General features: G+C 40.7%; 12 protein-coding genes. All 12 read left to right on the forward strand.

Features of this window, described 5'->3' with window-relative positions; translation table 11 throughout:
- Positions 1-19: 19 nt before the first annotated feature.
- The 12 genes from J0871_RS06670 to J0871_RS06725 all read left to right on the forward strand — a co-directional run bounded on the left by J0871_RS06670 (position 20) and on the right by J0871_RS06725 (position 18263).
- Positions 20-1951 (forward strand): glycoside hydrolase family 97 protein, encoded by a 1932-nt coding sequence (locus tag J0871_RS06670; RefSeq protein ID WP_208224353.1) that lies wholly within the window; start codon positions 20-22, stop codon positions 1949-1951.
- 31 nt (positions 1952-1982) lie between these two features.
- Positions 1983-3308 carry an acetylxylan esterase gene (locus tag J0871_RS06675; RefSeq protein ID WP_208224356.1) on the forward strand — a complete coding sequence of 442 codons (1326 nt, stop codon included), beginning with the start codon at positions 1983-1985 and terminating at the stop codon, positions 3306-3308.
- A gap of 5 nt (positions 3309-3313) precedes the next feature.
- Entirely contained in the window at positions 3314-4876 is a 1563-nt protein-coding gene (locus J0871_RS06680) for a glycoside hydrolase 43 family protein (RefSeq protein ID WP_208224357.1), read from the forward strand.
- 91 nt (positions 4877-4967) lie between these two features.
- Positions 4968-6236: a family 43 glycosylhydrolase gene (locus tag J0871_RS06685; protein WP_232228897.1), complete on the forward strand. Its 1269-nt coding sequence runs from the start codon at positions 4968-4970 to the stop codon at positions 6234-6236.
- A gap of 5 nt (positions 6237-6241) precedes the next feature.
- The gene (locus J0871_RS06690; RefSeq protein ID WP_208224359.1) at positions 6242-8740 is read left to right on the forward strand and encodes a glycoside hydrolase family 95 protein; all 2499 of its coding nucleotides are present in this window, start codon (positions 6242-6244) and stop codon (positions 8738-8740) included.
- 24 nt (positions 8741-8764) lie between these two features.
- The gene (locus J0871_RS06695) at positions 8765-9733 is read left to right on the forward strand and encodes a glycoside hydrolase family 43 protein (RefSeq protein ID WP_208224361.1); all 969 of its coding nucleotides are present in this window, start codon (positions 8765-8767) and stop codon (positions 9731-9733) included.
- Between the two features lie 72 nt (positions 9734-9805).
- The gene (locus J0871_RS06700; protein ID WP_208224362.1) at positions 9806-10966 is read left to right on the forward strand and encodes an alpha/beta hydrolase-fold protein; all 1161 of its coding nucleotides are present in this window, start codon (positions 9806-9808) and stop codon (positions 10964-10966) included.
- A gap of 56 nt (positions 10967-11022) precedes the next feature.
- On the forward strand, positions 11023-12384 hold the full coding sequence (locus tag J0871_RS06705; protein WP_243870418.1) for a glycoside hydrolase family 43 protein: 1362 nt from the start codon (positions 11023-11025) through the stop codon (positions 12382-12384).
- A gap of 42 nt (positions 12385-12426) precedes the next feature.
- A complete protein-coding gene (locus J0871_RS06710; RefSeq protein ID WP_208224364.1) occupies positions 12427-14136 on the forward strand; it encodes a glycoside hydrolase family 43 protein in 1710 nt (569 codons plus the stop codon).
- A 36-nt stretch (positions 14137-14172) separates the two neighbouring features.
- The gene (locus tag J0871_RS06715) at positions 14173-15480 is read left to right on the forward strand and encodes a glycosyl hydrolase family 8 (RefSeq protein ID WP_243870419.1); all 1308 of its coding nucleotides are present in this window, start codon (positions 14173-14175) and stop codon (positions 15478-15480) included.
- 20 nt (positions 15481-15500) lie between these two features.
- A complete protein-coding gene (locus tag J0871_RS06720) occupies positions 15501-16322 on the forward strand; it encodes a sialate O-acetylesterase (protein ID WP_208224366.1) in 822 nt (273 codons plus the stop codon).
- A gap of 27 nt (positions 16323-16349) precedes the next feature.
- The gene (locus tag J0871_RS06725) at positions 16350-18263 is read left to right on the forward strand and encodes an alpha/beta hydrolase-fold protein (protein WP_208224368.1); all 1914 of its coding nucleotides are present in this window, start codon (positions 16350-16352) and stop codon (positions 18261-18263) included.
- Positions 18264-18300 lie beyond the last annotated feature (37 nt).

Genomic DNA, 18300 nt, shown 5'->3' on the forward strand with positions numbered 1-18300 from the left:
CTACAATTTGAAATTAGAAATGAAAAAAGTCTTTTTACTTATCTGCCTGTTAGGTATTTTTCCATTTGTGGTAGCACAGGAAGCAACCATCCAGAGTCCCGATGATGCTGTAAGATTAGAAGTTAATCTGGAAGCTGGAATACCAACCTATTCTGTTTTCTACAATAATAAAGTGGTGCTGGAAAAATCCCGGCTGGGACTAAAAACAAATATTTCAGATTATTCCGAAGGTTTAAGTTTTGAAGGGAGTAGAACCACTTCCGTAGAAAAGAGTTATGAATCCAAAAAACTTAAAGATTCAGAGATCAATTATAACGCACGTGAACTAACCGCCACTTTTGCCACTCAAAAAGGGCAAAAAATGGATGTAATTTTCCGTGTTAGTAATAATGACATCGCTTTTAGATACCGTCTTCAAAAATATAGCGATACCATAGCCCACGTGGTGACGAAAGAATTTACAGGATTTAATTTCCCAAATACGGCGAAAAGCTTCCTTACGCCTCAGTCAAAATCTATGGTAGGTTTTCAGCGTACCAAACCCAGTTATGAAGAGGGCTATTATCTAGATCAGGAGATTACTAAAGCTTCAGCCAATAATCTGGGATATACCTTTCCGGGTTTATTTAAAACCGAAGATCACTGGGTGCTACTTTCTGAAACCGGAGTTGACGGCACTTACGTGGGCGCTCATCTCAGCGATCCAAATGAGGAAGGGGAATATACGATTGCTTTCCCAGACAGTACTGAAAATAATGATTTTGGATCCACCGGAGCCGCAATTTCCCTTCCGTATAGTACTCCGTGGCGGACTATCACAATTGGAGAAAGTTTAAAGCCTATTGTAGAAACCACCATTCCTTTTGATGTGGTGGAGCCGCTTTACGAAGCTTCTCAGGATTATGAATTCGGGCGCGGTGTATGGAGCTGGATTATGTGGCAGGATGGCAGTATGAATTATTACGACCAGGTGACCTACATAGATTTTGCGGCTGAAATGGGTTATGAATATATCCTGATTGATGCGCTCTGGGACCAGAATATCGGGTACGACAGGATGGAAGAGCTAATTGATTACGCCAAAAGCAAAAATGTTGATGTTTTCTTGTGGTATAACTCCAATGGGGTTGCTAATGACGCGCCTATGACTCCGCGAAATAAAATGCACCGGGCGATTACCCGCAAACAGGAGATGCAGTGGTTGCAGGAGAATGGAGTAAAAGGCCTGAAAGTAGACTTTATGGGTGGTGATAAACAAGAGACCATTCAGCTTTACGAGGATATAATGTCCGATGCTAATGATTACGGATTAATGATGATCTTTCACGGTGCCACGATTCCAAGGGGCTGGGAAGTAATGTATCCTAATTTTATAAGTACTGAAGCAGTCCTTGCTTCGGAAAATTTAATGTTTAGTCAGTATGCAAATGACCAGGAAGCTCGCAGTGCTGCCATTCATCCCTTTATACGGAATACGGTGGGAAGTATGGATTTTGGCGGTACTGTTCTAAACGAAAGGTACAACCGAACCAATGACGGCGGAAATTTTAGAAAAACCTCTGATGCTTTTCAATTGGCAACTGCAGTTCTATTCCAAACACCGGTTCAATTCTTCGCGTTAACACCGAATAACCTCGAAGACGCTCCGGAGTTTGCAGTAGACTTTATGAAAAATGTTCCTACCACCTGGGATGAAACTATTTTCATTGAGGGATATCCGGGCGAGTACAGCGTAATAGCAAGAAGGCACAAAGATCAATGGTATATCGCCGGGATCAATGCGTCAAAAGAAGTGAAAAAGGTGAGCTTTTCCCTTCCTGAACTGAAAGATACATTCAGTATTATTAATGACTCAAAAAAGGGGAAAACTGAAAAGAAAGAAATCAAACAAAAAAGAGGAAAATTTGAAGTCACCATTCAACCTCAGGGCGGATTTGTGATTACAAATTAGCAAAGGTTTCTCCTCCTGTAAAATAGTGAAAATGAAACAATTATTTGTCATTATCGTTTTTTTTAGCTGCGTTAATCAATCGATGGCGCAGTTTTCTCAGCAGGAGCGGGATAGTATTTATCGTCTAAGTGCGCAGGATCATCAATTAATGCTGAAGGAGTTAGGAATAGAATCCTTGCGGCACGGACCTTCGGGAAATCCGAACGATCCTAATGCCGCAAATTCAGATGAATCTAAAGTTGTAGATTATAGCCTGCCGGAACTTTTGGTTTTTAAAGATGGATCAAAGGTCACTTCAGTTTCTGAATGGGAAAATCGGAGACAGGAGATCAAAGAAGATTTTGATGCAGAAGTTTATGGCCGCTTCCCTGAAAATACTCCAGCTGTAAACTGGAAAGTTATTTCCAGAAAAGATTCAGTTATTGGCAATTATCCTGTGCAGGTTGAGGCACTTTTAGGAGTGGTAGATAACTCTGCCTATCCCGAAATTGACGTTGAAATCGAGATGACCCTGACCCTTCCTAAAAATACAGATAAAAAAGTGCCGGTAATCTTGAAATTCGACTGGAATTTTCCGGCTGGGTTTTTTCCTGAGCCTGAGCAGGAAACACCCTGGCAGGAACAATTACTGGCTCAGAACTGGGGCTATGCCAGCCTGATTCCCACAAGTTATCAAGCTGATAATGGCGCCGGACTTAGACAAGGAATTATCGGATTAGTGAATAAAGGCGAACCGAGAAAATTAGATGATTGGGGCGCTTTGAAAGCCTGGGCCTGGGGTGCCGGCCGTGCGCTTGATTATTTTGAAAATCATTCTAAAGTTGATTCAAAAAAGGTGGCTATAGAAGGACTTTCCCGCTACGGGAAAGCTGCAATGGTCACTATGGCCTACGATGATAGATTTGCTGTGGGATTTATAGGTTCTGCCGGTGCAGGTGGTACTAAAATATTGAGAAGAAATTTTGGAGAACAGGTAGAGAATTTGGTCTCCAGCTCCGAATATCACTGGTTTGCTCCCAATTTTATAAAGTACGGCGGTCCTTTAGAAACAAAAGATCTTCCGGTAGATGCACATCATTTGATTGCGCTTGCAGCGCCACGACCGGTTTTTATCAGCAGCGGAGATCCTAAAGTTGAAGGAAACTGGATAGACGCCAAAGGGATGTTTTTAGCTGGAGTTCACGCGAGTCCTGCTTATGAAATCTATGCTGAAAAAGCACTGTCAAAAACTGAATTTCCTCAAGTTGGGGAATTTTTATCTGAAGGTAAACTCGTTTTTAGAATACACGAAGGCGGCCATACTGTAGTCCCTAACTGGCCATATTTTATAGAATTTGCCAAACCCTATTTCAAATAAAAAATATGAAAAAGAGAAATCTCCTCATTATAGTTTTAAGCCTGTTTTTAGGAAATTCAGTCGTTGCACAACAGCAGGCTCAAAATCCTATCATCCACGCCGATGTTCCCGATGCTTCCATAATTAGGGTCGATGACACCTATTATATGAGCAGCACCACGATGCATATGAATCCCGGGGTACCAATTATGAAGTCTGAAGATTTGGTAAACTGGGAAATAGTGAATTATGCTTACGATATCTTGGGAGATACAGATGCCCTGAATCTGGAAAATGGGGAAAATGCCTACGGAAGAGGCTCCTGGGCAAGCAGCCTTCGTTACCATAATGAGACTTTTTACGTTTCCACTTTTTCGAGCACCACAGGAAAAACTTATATTTTCAAAACAAAAGATATTGAAAATGGTTCCTTTGAAGAGATTTCTTTTACCCCATCTCTTCACGACAATACTTTATTTTTTGATGACGATGGAAAGACTTATCTCATTTGGGGTGGAGGTAAACTGAATATAGTAGAGCTTAAAGATAATCTGTCAGGAGTAAAGGAAGGTACAGAACGGGTTTTAATTGAGAACGCTACCGAACCTATAGGTTCTAATTTTATTTTACCTGCGGAAGGTTCTCAATTATTTAAAGTTAACGACAAGTATTATCTATTCAATATCGCCTGGCCAAGAGACGGGATGAGAACGGTTATTATTCACCGGGCCGATAAAATTACGGGACCTTATGAAGGGAGACTTGCTTTTCAGGATAAAGGCGTGGCCCAGGGTGGTTTAATTGATACGCCGGAAGGGGATTGGTTTGCATATTTATTCCGGGACTATGGAGCAGTAGGGCGTATTCCTTACCTGGTTCCTGTAAAATGGGAAAACGGCTGGCCTGTTCTGGGTGAAAATGGCAAGGTGCCTGCAACCCTGGATTTACCCGCAAACGAAGGATGGATCCCGGGAATTGTGGCTTCAGATGATTTTAGTAGAAAGTCAGGAGACAGAGATTTGCCTCTGGTTTGGCAATGGAATCATAATCCGCAGGATGAATACTGGTCTGTAAAAGATCGTGAAGGTTATTTAAGGCTGACTACAGATAGAGTAGATACTTCATTTTTAGATACCAGAAATACCCTTACCCAAAGAGCTATTGGCCCTAAGAGCTCGGGCATAACCAAAATTAATCTTTCAGGAATGAAAGAAGGGGATTATGCGGGACTTGGATTGCTTCAGAAGAATTTCGGATTTGTTGGGGCTAAAATGCTAAATAATAAGAAGCACATTATTATGGTCAATGGAGCTTCCGAAGAACCTGTTGAGGTGGAAAGTATTCCTTTGAATCAGGAGGAGCTTTACCTTAAGGCCGTTGGGGATTTTCAAGACAGGAAAGATACAGCAGAATTTTACTACAGTCTTGATGGTGAAAACTGGAAAACTATTGGCAACCAACTTAAAATGTCTTACACGCTTCCGCACTTTATGGGCTACAGGTTTGCGTTGTTCAACTACGCTACCAAAGAATCTGGGGGTTACGTAGATTTCGATTACTTTAAAATTGAAGCTGAAAAAAATAATTAAAATGAAAAATTTGAATATCCCGAAAACGATATCACTGAGCCTGATAGTATTTTTCCTGTCAGTAAATGCTTTTGCACAAAATCCGCTGATTATGGATCAGTTTACAGCAGATCCTACGGCAAGGGTATTTAATGGAAAGCTATATGTATTTCCTTCCCACGATATTGTGCCGCCGGAAGGCGAAGGCCGTGCCGAATGGTTCAATATGGCTGATTACCACGTGTTTTCTTCGGAAGATCTTACCAACTGGACAGATCACGGAAAAATTCTGGATCAAAAAGATGTTCCCTGGGCCGATCCTAAGGCTTACAGTATGTGGGCGCCTGATGCGGTATCCAAAAATGGCAAATTTTACTTCTATTTTCCTACCAGACTCAAAGATGCCGGAGACGGGGAAAAAGGTTTTTCAATCGGTGTGGCAGTCGCCGACAAGCCTGAAGGACCTTATAAGCCACAGCCAAACCACATTCAGGGCGTAGAAGGCATAGATCCCAATGTTTTTATTGATAAAGACGGGCAGGCTTATCTGTATTGGTCCCGTGGAAAAATTTATGGTGCGAAACTGAAGGATAATATGCTGGAGCTGGATTCAGAAATAAAGACCTTCGAGGAGATCCCTCAAAAAGGGCATATTGAAGGACCTTTTGTTTTTGAAAGAAATGGCACTTATTATATGACTTATCCGCACGTTGCCAACAATACTGAAAGGCTTGAATATGGCACTTCCGATAATCCGATGGGACCTTTTACCCACCAGGGGGTTATTATGGATGAATCCGCTTCGGGTACCTGGACCAATCATCATTCCATCGTGAATTATAAAGATCAGTGGTACTTATTCTATCACGATAATGATCTTTCCCCCGATTTTGATAAAAACCGCTCCATTCGTGCCGATAGTTTGTTCTTTGAAGAGAATGGAAATATCAAAAAAGTGATTCCAACCAAACGCGGAGTGGGAATTACCTCCAGTACTTCTAAAATTCAGATAGACCGCTATAGTGCGAAAAGCAACTATGGAGCTGCTTCGGTATTTTTAGACCGGCTTGATCCTTTTCAGGGTTGGAAAGTGGTATTAAATAAACCTGATGCCTGGGTGAAATATAACCGGATTGATTTTGGTGCTGAGGGTCCCAAAAATGTCAAAATCAGGGCAAGATCTTTAACTGGTGGTACTGTAGCGCTGAAACTTGCAGGTGAGAACGATAAGGAGATTGCTGAAGTTACCATCCAAAAAGGTGGAAATTGGGAGGTTTTTTCGACTCCTGTAAGATCTGAAGCAACAGCTGTGCAGGATCTGCTCGTGCAACTTAAAAATGGTGACGGAGTTGAGGTTGACTGGGTTCAATTTGAAAAATAGAAGATATGGGAATTGGTAAGATCAAAATTTCAACAAATAGTTATTCCAGTATTGGATTTTCCGTATTGCTGGGAATACTGTTTTTGATTTCACCTTTTCAATCCTGGAGTCAGGAAGATTCCCAATTGAAACTCTGGTATAATAAACCTGCTGAAAAATGGGTAGAGGCACTTCCCGTAGGAAACGGGCGATTGGGAGCAATGGTTTATGGAGATCCTCAGGAAGAGGTTATTCAGTTAAATGAAAATACTATCTGGGCAGGACAACCTAACCGGAATGATAATCCTGAAGCCAAAGCATATTTACCCGAAGTGCAGAAACTTCTGTTTGATGGAAAAAGCGCAGAAGCCCAGGAACTTGTTAATCAGCATTTCATTAGTAAAACTTCCCACGGAATGCCTTATCAAACCGCAGGGAACCTGAAATTATCTTTTCCGAATCACCAAAATTATACTGAGTATTACCGGGAACTGGATTTGGAAACTGCAGTTACCACAACCCGCTATACAGCTGGAGGTGTAGGCTATGAAACAAAAGTTTTCGCTTCCCATCCCGATCAGGTGATCGTGGTACAAATTACGGCAGATAAACCTGAAGCTTTAAATTTCACAGCTACGATGGATCGCCCTGGCGGTGCTGAAGTTTCAGCTGAAAATAGGACATTAAAACTACACGGTAAAACCAGCGATTTTGAAGGGATAGAAGGTAAAGTTAAATTCCTGGCGATCACTAAAATTCAGACTGAAGGGGGAGAAATAATTTCAGAAAATGAAGCTCTTAAAATTCAGGATGCAAACAGTGCTACACTGTATATTTCCATCGCTTCTAATTTTAAAAACTATAAAGATCTCAGTATTGATGAAGTAGCAAAAGCAGAAGAATATCTTTCAGCAATTGAAAAAAAGGAGTCAGCAGAGATCTACGAAACCCACCTGGAAGATTATCAAACTTATTTCAACCGGGTATCACTGGATCTTGGTGAAACGGAAGCTGCGAAGCTACCCACCAATGAAAGGATCATAAATTTCAAAACCGGAAATGATCCAGCCCTTGTTTCCCTGTATTTTCAGTTTGGGCGCTATCTTTTAATTACCTCTTCCCGGCCGGGAACGCAACCCGCCAATTTGCAGGGAATTTGGAATGACCAGTTAACCCCTGCCTGGGATAGTAAATACACGGTAAATATTAATACAGAAATGAATTACTGGCCGGCCGAGATCATGAATCTTCCGGAATTTCACGAGCCATTGATCCAAATGGTGAAGGAACTTTCAGAAGTGGGAAGAAAAACCGCCAAAGATATGTACGGCGCAGAAGGCTGGGTGATGCACCATAATACCGACATCTGGCAAATGACGGGTGCAATAGACGGTTCCTATTGGGGAATGTGGCCAATGGGAGGAGTCTGGCTTTCCCAGCATTTGTTTGATAAATACGATTTTTCAGGAGAAAAAGAATTTTTAAGATCTGTATATCCCATCGTAAAAGAAGCTTCGAAATTCTACCTGGATTTTATGATCAGGGAACCTGAAAATAACTGGCTTGTAGTCTCACCTTCTATTTCCCCGGAACACGCCCCAACCGCACATCCAGGCTCATCTTTATCTTATGGAGCTACGATGGATAATCAGCTAATTTTCGATCTTTTCTCAAGAACAGCCAAAGCCGCGGAAATACTTGGAGATGATGAAGATTTTATAGTCGAATTAAATGAAAAACTTCAGCAATTACCACCAATGCAAATTGGCAGTTGGGGACAATTGCAGGAGTGGATAAAAGATTGGGATGATCCTAGCAGCGATCACAGGCACGTATCTCATTTATACGGACTTTATCCTTCAAACCAAATTTCCCCATACCGGAATCCGGAATTATTTGAAGCTGCAAAAACTTCTTTAGTAGCCCGGGGAGATGAATCTACCGGATGGTCAATGGGCTGGAAGGTGAACCTGTGGGCGAGATTACTTGACGGTGATCACGCGCTTAAATTAATAAAAGACCAGTTAACCCCTTCGATGCAGGAAGGCCATAGCGAACAAGGCGGTACTTATCCCAACCTTTTTGATGCGCATCCTCCATTTCAGATAGATGGAAATTTTGGTTGCACAGCCGGGATTGCCGAAATGCTTTTACAGAGTCACGATGGCGCCATTCATATTCTGCCTGCATTACCTGCAGACTGGAGTAAAGGAAAAGTTTCAGGTTTAAGAGCTCGTGGAGGTTTTGAAGTAGATATTGAATGGAAGAATAATAAGCCAGGGAATATTCGTATTAAATCTGAATTAGGAGGTGTGGTTAGGATTCGGTCATATAGCCCGTTGGAAGGAGAAGGTTTGGAAGAAGCCAAAGGGGATAACACTAATAAATTCTATAATCTCCCGGAAATTAAGCAACCGCTTATTTCAGAAGAATCTGATTTAAATCCGGTTGAAATTCAGAAGGTTTATGAATACGATTTAAAAACTTCTGAAGGAGAACAGTATACATTAAATATTAAAAAATGACTTTAACCGATAAATAATAAAATTATGAAACTAAAAATTAAAATGCTCGCATTGGTAGGATTAGGGGTAATGCTTGCACCACAGCTTACAAAAGCTCAAAATCCCATTATTACAGATGTTTTTACGGCAGACCCCGCACCGCTGGTTTATGACGATACGGTTTATTTATATACCAGTCACGATACGGCTTCAGTATCTTCCACCAACTATGAAATGAAAGATTGGCTGGTTTTTTCTTCGACTGATATGAAAAATTGGAAAAATCACGGACCAAAACTCTCGCCAAAAGATTTCTCCTGGGCAACCGGGGATGCCTATGCTGCTGAGGTTGCAGAAAGAGACGGTAAATTTTATTTCTATGTCTCTACATTTCATAAAGATGATGACAGGAGTAATGGGGGTGCGGCAATAGGAGTAGCAGTTGCCGATTCCCCATTGGGCCCATTTAAGGATGCTAAAGGGGAAGCCTTAATTTATAATGAAATGACCACCGATAATCCACACGGTTGGGATGATATAGATCCTTCAGTTTTTGTAGACGATGATGGCCAGGCCTATATGTATTGGGGCAATGGTAGTCTCAAAATGGTAAAATTGAAAGATAATATGATTGAATTAGATGGGGAGATCCAATATTATAACCCAAAGAATTTTATAGAAGGTCCCTGGGTTTACAAAAGAAAAGGCCTGTATTATTTAGTATATGCCAGCAAAGGAGAAGAACGCGAAAGAGTTGAATATGCTACCTCTGATAGTCCAGAAGGACCCTGGGAATACCGTGGAATACTCGCAGACAGCGCTCCCAATAGTTTTACCATTCATCCCGGTATTATCGAGTACAAAGGAAAAGATTATTTCTTCTACCATAATGGCGTATTACCAACCGGAGGAAGTTATAGACGTTCAATTACGGTAGATTATATGTACTACAATGAAGATGGTACCATTAAGAAAGTGGAACAAACAGAAGAAGGGGTAGAAGCCGTAGAATAGGTTTTACGAACTGAAAGAGTGGAGAATAAATTCCTTCTAAAAAATATTAAGCACCATTCTAAATCTTAAATTATGAAACATCCATTCCTGTTATTATTAATTTTTTCAGTCTCATTTTCCTTTGCTCAAAGGGAACAGGAAAAGATTGTTGAAGATTTTAAACCTTCTTCAGTAAATCAACCCGGAAAAGAATTTCCGAAGGTAAATTCAGAAGGAAGAGTACGGGTTCAAATTGAAGCGCCCGAAGCAAATAAGGTTCGACTGGATATTGGCGGGGTAAAGTATGATCTCGAAAAAAATAAAGAAGGTGTATGGCTGGGGGAATCTGCCCCGCAGGATGAAGGCTTTCATTATTATCAACTTAATATTGGTGGCGCTTCAGTTCCAGATCCCGGTTCAAAATATTATTATGGTGCTGGCCGCTGGGGCAGCGGAATCGAAATTCCAGCAACCGATAAAGAGTTTTATGCCCTAAAAGATGTGCCTCACGGAAATGTTTCTGAAAACTTATACTTTTCAGAAATAACCCAGCAGTGGAGGCGTAATTTCGTGTATACCCCGCCGGGATATTTTGAAAATCTTGAACAGAGATATCCGGTGCTTTACCTTCAGCATGGGAGTTATGAAGATGAAACCGGCTGGTCCTCGCAGGGTCACGCCAATTTGATTCTGGATAATTTAATTGCTTCAGGTGATGCAGAACCTATGATTATTGTAATGGATAACGGCTATGCATACAAACCTGAAGATCTTGAAAAAGCAGGAGAGAATAGGCCAATGTCTTCTTTTGAAGAAGTGCTTATAAACGAGGTTATTCCCAAAATCGATAACAAATTTCGCACTATTCCGAATAGGGAAAACCGTGCCATTGCAGGGCTTTCAATGGGAGCCAGTCAAACCATGAGTATTATTATGAATAACCTGGAACATTTCTCCTACTACGGAGGTTTTAGTGGTACTGCTAATTTTCCCGGTAATAAAAAACTGGATGCCGATACTTTTCTAAATGGTGCTTTTAGTAATGCTGAAGATGTTGAAGAAAAACTGAATATGATCTTTTTAAGCTTGGGAACTAAAGAGGCTGAGATTTTCTTTAAAACCGTAAATGCATTCAGGGATATGCTGGAAAAACAGGATATAGATTATACTTTTTACTCTTCCCCTGATACTGCTCATGAATGGTTAACCTGGCGAAGATCTTTATATCAATATGCCCAGTTATTATTCAATTAAAATCAATAGTATTTCAGACTATTGATGAATATCATGGAATGAATAAAAATCAATTTATGAATATTACAAGAACTTTATTATGCCTTGGCCTTATGCTAACTTTTAAGGCAGGTATTTCTCAAAACCCAATTGTTCAAACCAATTTCACGGCAGATCCTGCCCCGATGGTTTATAATGATAAAGTGTATTTATATACTTCTCACGACGAAGATGAGTCTACCTGGTTCACGATGAACGACTGGCGTTTATATACCACCGAAGACATGGTTAACTGGACAGACCACGGCGCAATATTAGCTTATGACGATTTTGAATGGGCAGGGAGAAATGCCTGGGCCCCACAGGCTACAGAAAGGGACGGTAAATTCTATATGTACGTGCCAATAACAAGCAGGGAAGGAAAAAATGGAATTGGCGTTGCCGTAGCCGATAGTCCATACGGCCCTTTTATTGATCCGCTGGGAAAACCTTTAATAAGTAACAGCCAGGATGATATAGATCCTTCAGTTTTTATTGATGACGATGGGCAGGCATATTTATTTTGGGGAAATCCGGTGCCGTATTATGTAAAGTTAAATGAGGATATGATTAGTTATGAAGGTGAAATAACCCAAATTCCCAATACTACTGAAGCATTTGGAAAACGAGAAGGCGAAGAAAATACCAGGAGGCCAACAACCTATGAAGAAGGTCCCTGGCTTTATAAAAAAGATGCCACTTATTATATGTTTTTCGCGGCCGGGCCACTACCGGAGCATATTGGATATTCTACAAGTAAAAATATAACCGGGCCTTATAAATACCAGGGTGTGGTAATGCCACAGGAAGGTGGTGCTTTTACCAACCATCCCGCAACTATAGATTTTAAAGGAAATACGTATTTCTTTTATCACAATGCCGCGCTCCCCGGTGGAAGCGGATTTACAAGATCTGTAGCCGTAGAAGAAATGGAGTTTAACGAAGACGGTTCAGTAAAGCAAATGAAAATGACCGATGGAATTGAGGAAGCTTTACAAACTTTAAACCCGTATGTTAAAAATGAAGCCGAAACTATTGCCTGGTCAGAAGGATTAAAATCCAGAGAAAATGAGGAGGTTGGAAATTTTATAGTAGCCAAGCGTAATAATTCCTTTTCAAAGGTTCGCGAAGTAGATTTTAGAGCGCATGGTGTTTCAAATTTTACTGCCAGAGTGGGAACCACGCACAATGGAAACGTAAGTATGGAAATAAGGCTTGATGCGGTTGATGGAAAATTAATAGGCACCATAGAAGTTCCGTTAACCGGTGGTGGCGATAGGTGGGAATTGGTAACCACAGAAGTAGAAAAAGTTACCGGTGTGCACGATGTATATTTTGTATTTAAAGGCAGAGCAGCTAGTGAAATTCTGTATTTCGATTACTGGATGTTTTCAAAATAAGATTTAATAGAAAAACGATAAGAATTAATTAAAAAGTAAATAATGAAAAAAAATCAAGTTGTTTTAATCACCGCCTTTTTGGCTTTATTTGTTTTTACCGGTTGTAATGCCCAAAAAAATATTCCGGTATTTTCCAGCGTGGTATACGAAGGTGATGACGATATCTATAATGAAAATCCTTTGGATTCTAATGAGTTCTACAATCCAATTTTACAGGGAATGTATCCAGATCCGGCTATTGCCCGCAAAGGTGACGATTATTATTTAGTCTCTTCATCGTTCGCGATGTTTCCGGGGGTGCCAATTTTTCATTCCAATGATTTGGTAAACTGGACCCAAATTGGTCACGTATTAGATCGCAAATCTCAACTTAAAGTGCAGGATACCGAAATTAGTCTGGGAATTTTTGCGCCAGATATTCGCTACAATCCCAATAACGATACGTTCTATATGATCACCACACAATTTGCCGGCGGTTTTGGTAATATAGTTGTAAAAACCCAGGATCCTAAAGAGGGATGGAGTGATCCTATTAAATTAGATTTTGCGGGAATAGATCCTGCAATCTTTTTTGATGACGACGGGAAGGCTTATGTAACTCATAACGATGCGCCAGATGAGGGCGAAGAATTATACCAGGGCCATCGCGTGATTAAAATCTGGGAATACGATGTAGAAAAAGACCAGGTAATAAAAGGCACCAATAAAATTATTGTGAATGGTGGGGTAGACCTTTCTAAAAAGCCAATCTGGATTGAAGCACCGCATATTTATAAAAAAGACGGTCGGTATTATTTAATGTGTGCTGAAGGTGGTACCGGTGGTTGGCATAGCGAAGTAATTTTTGTAAGCGATAAGCCAATGGGGCCTTACGAGCCTGCACCCAGCAATCCTATCTTAACGCAGCGTCATTTTCCAAAAGACAGGGAGAATAAAGTAGACTGGGTAGGACACGCCGATTTGGTAGTTGGTCCAGATGATAAATATTACGGGGTGTTTTTAGGAATACGCCCCAATGAAAAAGACAGGGTAAATACCGGGAGGGAAACTTTTATTCTACCCGTAGATTGGTCTGGGGAATTTCCGGTTTTTGAAAACGGTTTGGTTCCCATGGAGCCAAAACTTGAAATGCCTGAAGGTGTAGAAAATAAGACCGGCGAGGGAGATTATTTCCCTAATGGTAACTTTACCTATACCGAAGATTTTACTTCAGAAAAACTCGATTATCGTTGGATAGGTTTAAGAGGTCCGCGTGAAGATTTTATGGAAATAACTAAAAATGGAGTGAAAATAAATCCCTTTGATGTAAATATTAAGGAAGTAAAACCTACTTCTACGCTTTTTCACCGTCAGCAGCACAAAGATTTTTCCTTTACAACTACCATGAATTATAAACCTAAGTCTGAAAAAGATTTAGCCGGAATTACAGCTTTACAAAGTGAAAGGTTCAATTATGTATTCGGTTTAACTAAAAAGGATAATAAAGATTATTTAGTGTTAGAAAGAACAGAAAAAGGTTCCTCTAAAATTTTAGCCACTAAAGAAATAGAATTCAAAGGAGCGCTACAACTAAGAGTAGAAGCAGATGGGGATGACTATAAATTCAGCTATGCTATTAACGGGGACAATTTTAAGAATTTAGGAGGTACTGTTTCTGGCGATATTTTATCCACCAACGTGGCCGGTGGTTTTACCGGGACTCTTATAGGTTTATATGCAACCTCGGCAAACGATGTGGTTCCTGAGGAATAGGGGATTTCATAATTCAAATTTTAAACACGAGAAAAAATGATGAAAAAGTTTTATATACCTGTATTGTGCATTTTCTGTCTGCTGTTTTTTACCGCAGATATAATTGCACAAAATTGTGATGAAGAAGTAGAAGATCCTCGTGGAAAAATGGAACCCTGGACTAAGGGAGCCTGGGAAACTGGGGAATATAGAAATCTATTTTTAGAAGCCGGTTATTCTCAAGCAGCTATTGATGCAAAACTGGAAAAAGCTTATTACGATGTTTTTGAAGGCCCAAATAGGGTGTATTTTGAAGTAGAGGATTCTTTAGCATACGTATCTGACCTTAAAAATAAAGATGCCCGTACCGAAGGACTTTCTTACGGATTAATGGTGGCGGTTCAGTTTGATAAAAAAGAAGTTTTTGACAAATTGTGGCGCTGGACGGTGAAATATATGCAGCACCAGGAAGGGCCCAGTGAAGCTTATTTCGCCTGGAGTGTAGATCCAAAAACGGGAAAAAAGAATGCCGAAGGATCGGCTTCAGATGGGGAATTATTCTTTGTAACTGCACTGCTTTTCGCTTCTAATCTTTGGGGAAATGACACCGGGATAGATTATTACGCCGAAGCCAGGAGAATTCTGGATGCTATGTGGAGTAAAGATGGTACTAATGGTGTTAGGAATGTACTAAATGAGGAACATAAACAAATAACTTTTGTACCCCACGATGGCGGATATGACTGGACAGACCCTTCTTATCATGTGCCGGCTTTCTTTGAGATTTGGGCAGAATATGGCAATGATGGTCGTGAGGATTTTTACAGAGCAACTGCCGATACAGCAAGGGTTTTTCTTCATCGCGCCACTCATCCTGAAACCGGTTTAACTCCAGATTATGCTGAATTTAGCGGAGAACCCCATAGCCGCGGTAAGATGGGGGATGCATTTAGATATGATTCCTGGCGGGTGCCTTTTAATATTGCCATGGATTATAGCTGGTTTGCTAAAGACAGGAAATGGCAACAACAATATGCGCACCGTTTCCAGAACTTTCTGTACTGTGAGGGACTGGAAACTTATGTAGATCAATATAACATAGATGGCTCAACTCCAGATTGGATACTTCCTGCGGGAGGTTTTCAGAAGTTAAGGCATTCTCTTGGTCTTGTTTCTACTGCTGCTACGGCTTCTCTAGTGACGACCCATCCCAAAGGCTGGAAGTTTGTAGATGAAATTTGGGACGCAAAATTAGAACCTTACGAAGATGGCTATTTTGATCCTTATTTTGATGGGCTGCTCTACCTGTTTAGCCTTATGCAATTAAGTGGTAATTACCAGATTATTACCCCACAAGCAAACTAATCTGATTAATAAACTAAAATATGAAAGCAATATATTTTCTAATAGCAATCTTACTAATTGGGCCGGTTGGTTTTGCACAGGATTCCAATTTCCACGTTTATTTAAGTTTTGGTCAGTCCAATATGGAAGGGCACGCCAAATTTGAATCTCAGGATACAATAGGAAATGAAAGATTCCAGGTGCTGCAAAGTGTAGATTGCCCGGAACTGGGACGTGAAGCAGGAAAATGGTATACCGCGGTTCCGCCTTTGTCAAGGTGCGATACCGGTTTAACCCCAACCGATTATTTTGGAAGAACTATGATTCAAAATCTACCTGAAAATATAAAAGTGGGAGTGATTAATGTTGCTGTTGGAGGATGTAAAATTGAACTTTTCGATAAAGAGAATCATAAAGAATATGTTGCCAACGCTCCCCATTGGATGCTACCGGCTATTAACAAATACAACGGGAATCCTTATGGACATTTAGTAGATCTCGGAAAAAAAGCCCAGGAAAAGGGGGTGATTAAAGGAATACTTTTACACCAGGGAGAATCTAATACGGGGGATGAACAGTGGCCCGAAAAAGTAAAGGTTGTTTATGAGAATTTATTGAAAGACCTGAATTTAAATGCTAAAGAAGTTCCGCTAATAGCCGGCGAGATGGTTTCAGAAGAACAGGGCGGCAAATGTGCCAGTATGAATAAGATACTCGCAAAGCTTCCACAGAAAATTCCCAACGCGCACATCGTTTCTTCAGAAGGATGTGAAGCTGTGGATGACGGGTTACATTTTTCAGCAGCAGGATATAGGGAATTGGGGGAGCGTTATGCCGAAAAAATGCTTCCGCTTTTGAAGTAATTGATAATAATTTAAACTATTTGTACTATGAAAAAATTCAGTACGCTATTAATTTTTCTCCTGATGTTAGGATTTTCTTCATCGGCCCAGGAGATTTCCAAAGAAATGCCTCAGGGTTTTGATGAGGAACGCACAGGCATTGCCACCGGGAAAATTGACACAATTAGTTATGCTTCCAAAACGGTTGGAAATACGCGAAAAGCATTAATTTATACTCCACCCGGTTTTTCAAAAGAAAAGAAGTATCCTGTGTTATACTTGCTTCACGGTATTGGTGGAGATGAAAAAGAATGGCTGAAAGGAGCTAATCCGCAGGTAATTCTTGATAATCTTTATGGTGAAAACAGGCTTGAACCTATGCTAGTGGTAATGCCTAACGGAAGGGCAATGAAAAACGACCGTGCCGAAGGGAATATCTTTGCGCCGGATAAAATTGAAGCTTTTAGCCGATTTGAAAGTGATTTATTAAATGACCTGATTCCTTTTATTGAAAAGAATTATTCGGTGCTGACAGATCGTGAAAATCGCGCTATTGCGGGACTTTCTATGGGCGGTGGTCAATCCCTGAATTTTGGTCTTGGCAATCTCGATAAATTTGCCTGGGTGGGAGCTTTTTCAGCTGCACCCAACACCAAAGAACCTGAAGTACTGCTACCAAATCCTCAGAAAGCCAAAGAAAAACTTGAGCTACTTTTTATTTCTTGTGGGGATAAGGATGATCTTATTAATGTAAGTCAGCGTACTCATAATTATCTCTTTCAGAAAGGAGTGCCGCATATTTACTACCTGGAGCCCGGGGGGCATGATTTTAAAGTCTGGAAGAACGGACTTTATATGTTTAGCCAGTTTTTATTTAAACCGGTAGATGAATCATCTTTTTCAGAATATACTGTTTTAGGAACCCCGGCTTCAACAAATATTCGTTCTGCTGATTATCCGCAAATTTTGCCGGACAATCGCGTAAGCTTCCGTATAAATGCTCCGGAAGCAAAGAAGATGCAGATAGATCTCGGGAAAAAATACGATATGAAAAAGGATTCCAGCGGAACCTGGACGGTTACTACAGATTCTATAGGCCAGGGATTTCATTATTATTCTTTGGTTATAGACGATGTAGCAGTAGCCGATCCTGCCAGCGAAACCTTTTATGGAATGGGTAGAATGGCAAGCGGAATTGAAATTCCATCCCGGGAGGGAGAATTTTATGCCCTAAAGGATGTACCGCACGGGGATGTGAGGATAAGGCGTTATTTTTCAGAAGTAACTAATAGCTGGCGCAGAATGTATATTTACGCTCCTCCGGGTTACGACGCTTCAGATGAAGATTACGCGGTGTTATATTTATTGCACGGTGGAGGAGAGGATGAACGCGGCTGGTCTACCCAGGGACGTGCCGATCTAATTCTGGATAACCTTATTGCCGAAAACAAAGCTGAACCTATGCTGGTGGTAATGATGGATGGAAATTTGGGTTCCCGTAATTCTTTTCAGCAATCACTTCAAACTTTTGAGAAGGAACTGAAGCAGGCTGTAATTCCGTTTGTAGAAAATAATTATCGTGTGGCAGCGGGTGCAGAAAACAGAGCCCTGGCCGGACTTTCCATGGGTGGACTTCAAACTTTATACGCCGGTATTCGAAATACCGATCTTTTTTCTCATTTAGGAGTTTTTAGCTCCGGCTGGTTTACAGACAATCCAGAACTTACCAGGCCGGAATATGCTTTTATGCAAGAAAAAGCCGCTACAATTAATAACAACCTGGAGTCTTTCTGGATTTCTATGGGTGGTGAAGAAGATATAGCTTATAACAATAATAAAGCGATGATGGCCAAATTTGATGAGATGGGAATAAAGTACGATTATAGTGAATATCCCGGAGGGCATACCTGGCCTGTGTGGCGCCACAACCTGTTTTCTTTTGCGCCGCTCTTGTTTAAGTAAGAAGATTTTTCTGGATAGGCTAATCTAATATTTAACA

Origin of the sequence: Salegentibacter sp. BDJ18, assembly GCF_017579965.1 — a bacterium.
Classification (GTDB): Bacteria; Bacteroidota; Bacteroidia; order Flavobacteriales; family Flavobacteriaceae; genus Salegentibacter.

Excerpts from the sequence above, each read along its gene's own strand:
- J0871_RS06710 (WP_208224364.1), top strand. The coding sequence starts at position 12,427 with ATGAAAAAAAATCAAGTTGTTTTAATCACCGCCTTTTTGGCTTTATTT.
- J0871_RS06685 (WP_232228897.1), top strand. The coding sequence starts at position 4,968 with ATGGATCAGTTTACAGCAGATCCTACGGCAAGGGTATTTAATGGAAAG.
- J0871_RS06695 (WP_208224361.1), top strand. The coding sequence starts at position 8,765 with ATGAAACTAAAAATTAAAATGCTCGCATTGGTAGGATTAGGGGTAATG.
- J0871_RS06720 (WP_208224366.1), top strand. The coding sequence starts at position 15,501 with ATGAAAGCAATATATTTTCTAATAGCAATCTTACTAATTGGGCCGGTT.
- J0871_RS06680 (WP_208224357.1), top strand. The coding sequence starts at position 3,314 with ATGAAAAAGAGAAATCTCCTCATTATAGTTTTAAGCCTGTTTTTAGGA.
- J0871_RS06700 (WP_208224362.1), top strand. The coding sequence starts at position 9,806 with ATGAAACATCCATTCCTGTTATTATTAATTTTTTCAGTCTCATTTTCC.
- J0871_RS06725 (WP_208224368.1), top strand. The coding sequence starts at position 16,350 with ATGAAAAAATTCAGTACGCTATTAATTTTTCTCCTGATGTTAGGATTT.
- J0871_RS06715 (WP_243870419.1), top strand. The coding sequence starts at position 14,173 with ATGATGAAAAAGTTTTATATACCTGTATTGTGCATTTTCTGTCTGCTG.
- J0871_RS06690 (WP_208224359.1), top strand. The coding sequence starts at position 6,242 with ATGGGAATTGGTAAGATCAAAATTTCAACAAATAGTTATTCCAGTATT.
- J0871_RS06705 (WP_243870418.1), top strand. The coding sequence starts at position 11,023 with ATGAATATTACAAGAACTTTATTATGCCTTGGCCTTATGCTAACTTTT.
- J0871_RS06670 (WP_208224353.1), top strand. The coding sequence starts at position 20 with ATGAAAAAAGTCTTTTTACTTATCTGCCTGTTAGGTATTTTTCCATTT.
- J0871_RS06675 (WP_208224356.1), top strand. The coding sequence starts at position 1,983 with ATGAAACAATTATTTGTCATTATCGTTTTTTTTAGCTGCGTTAATCAA.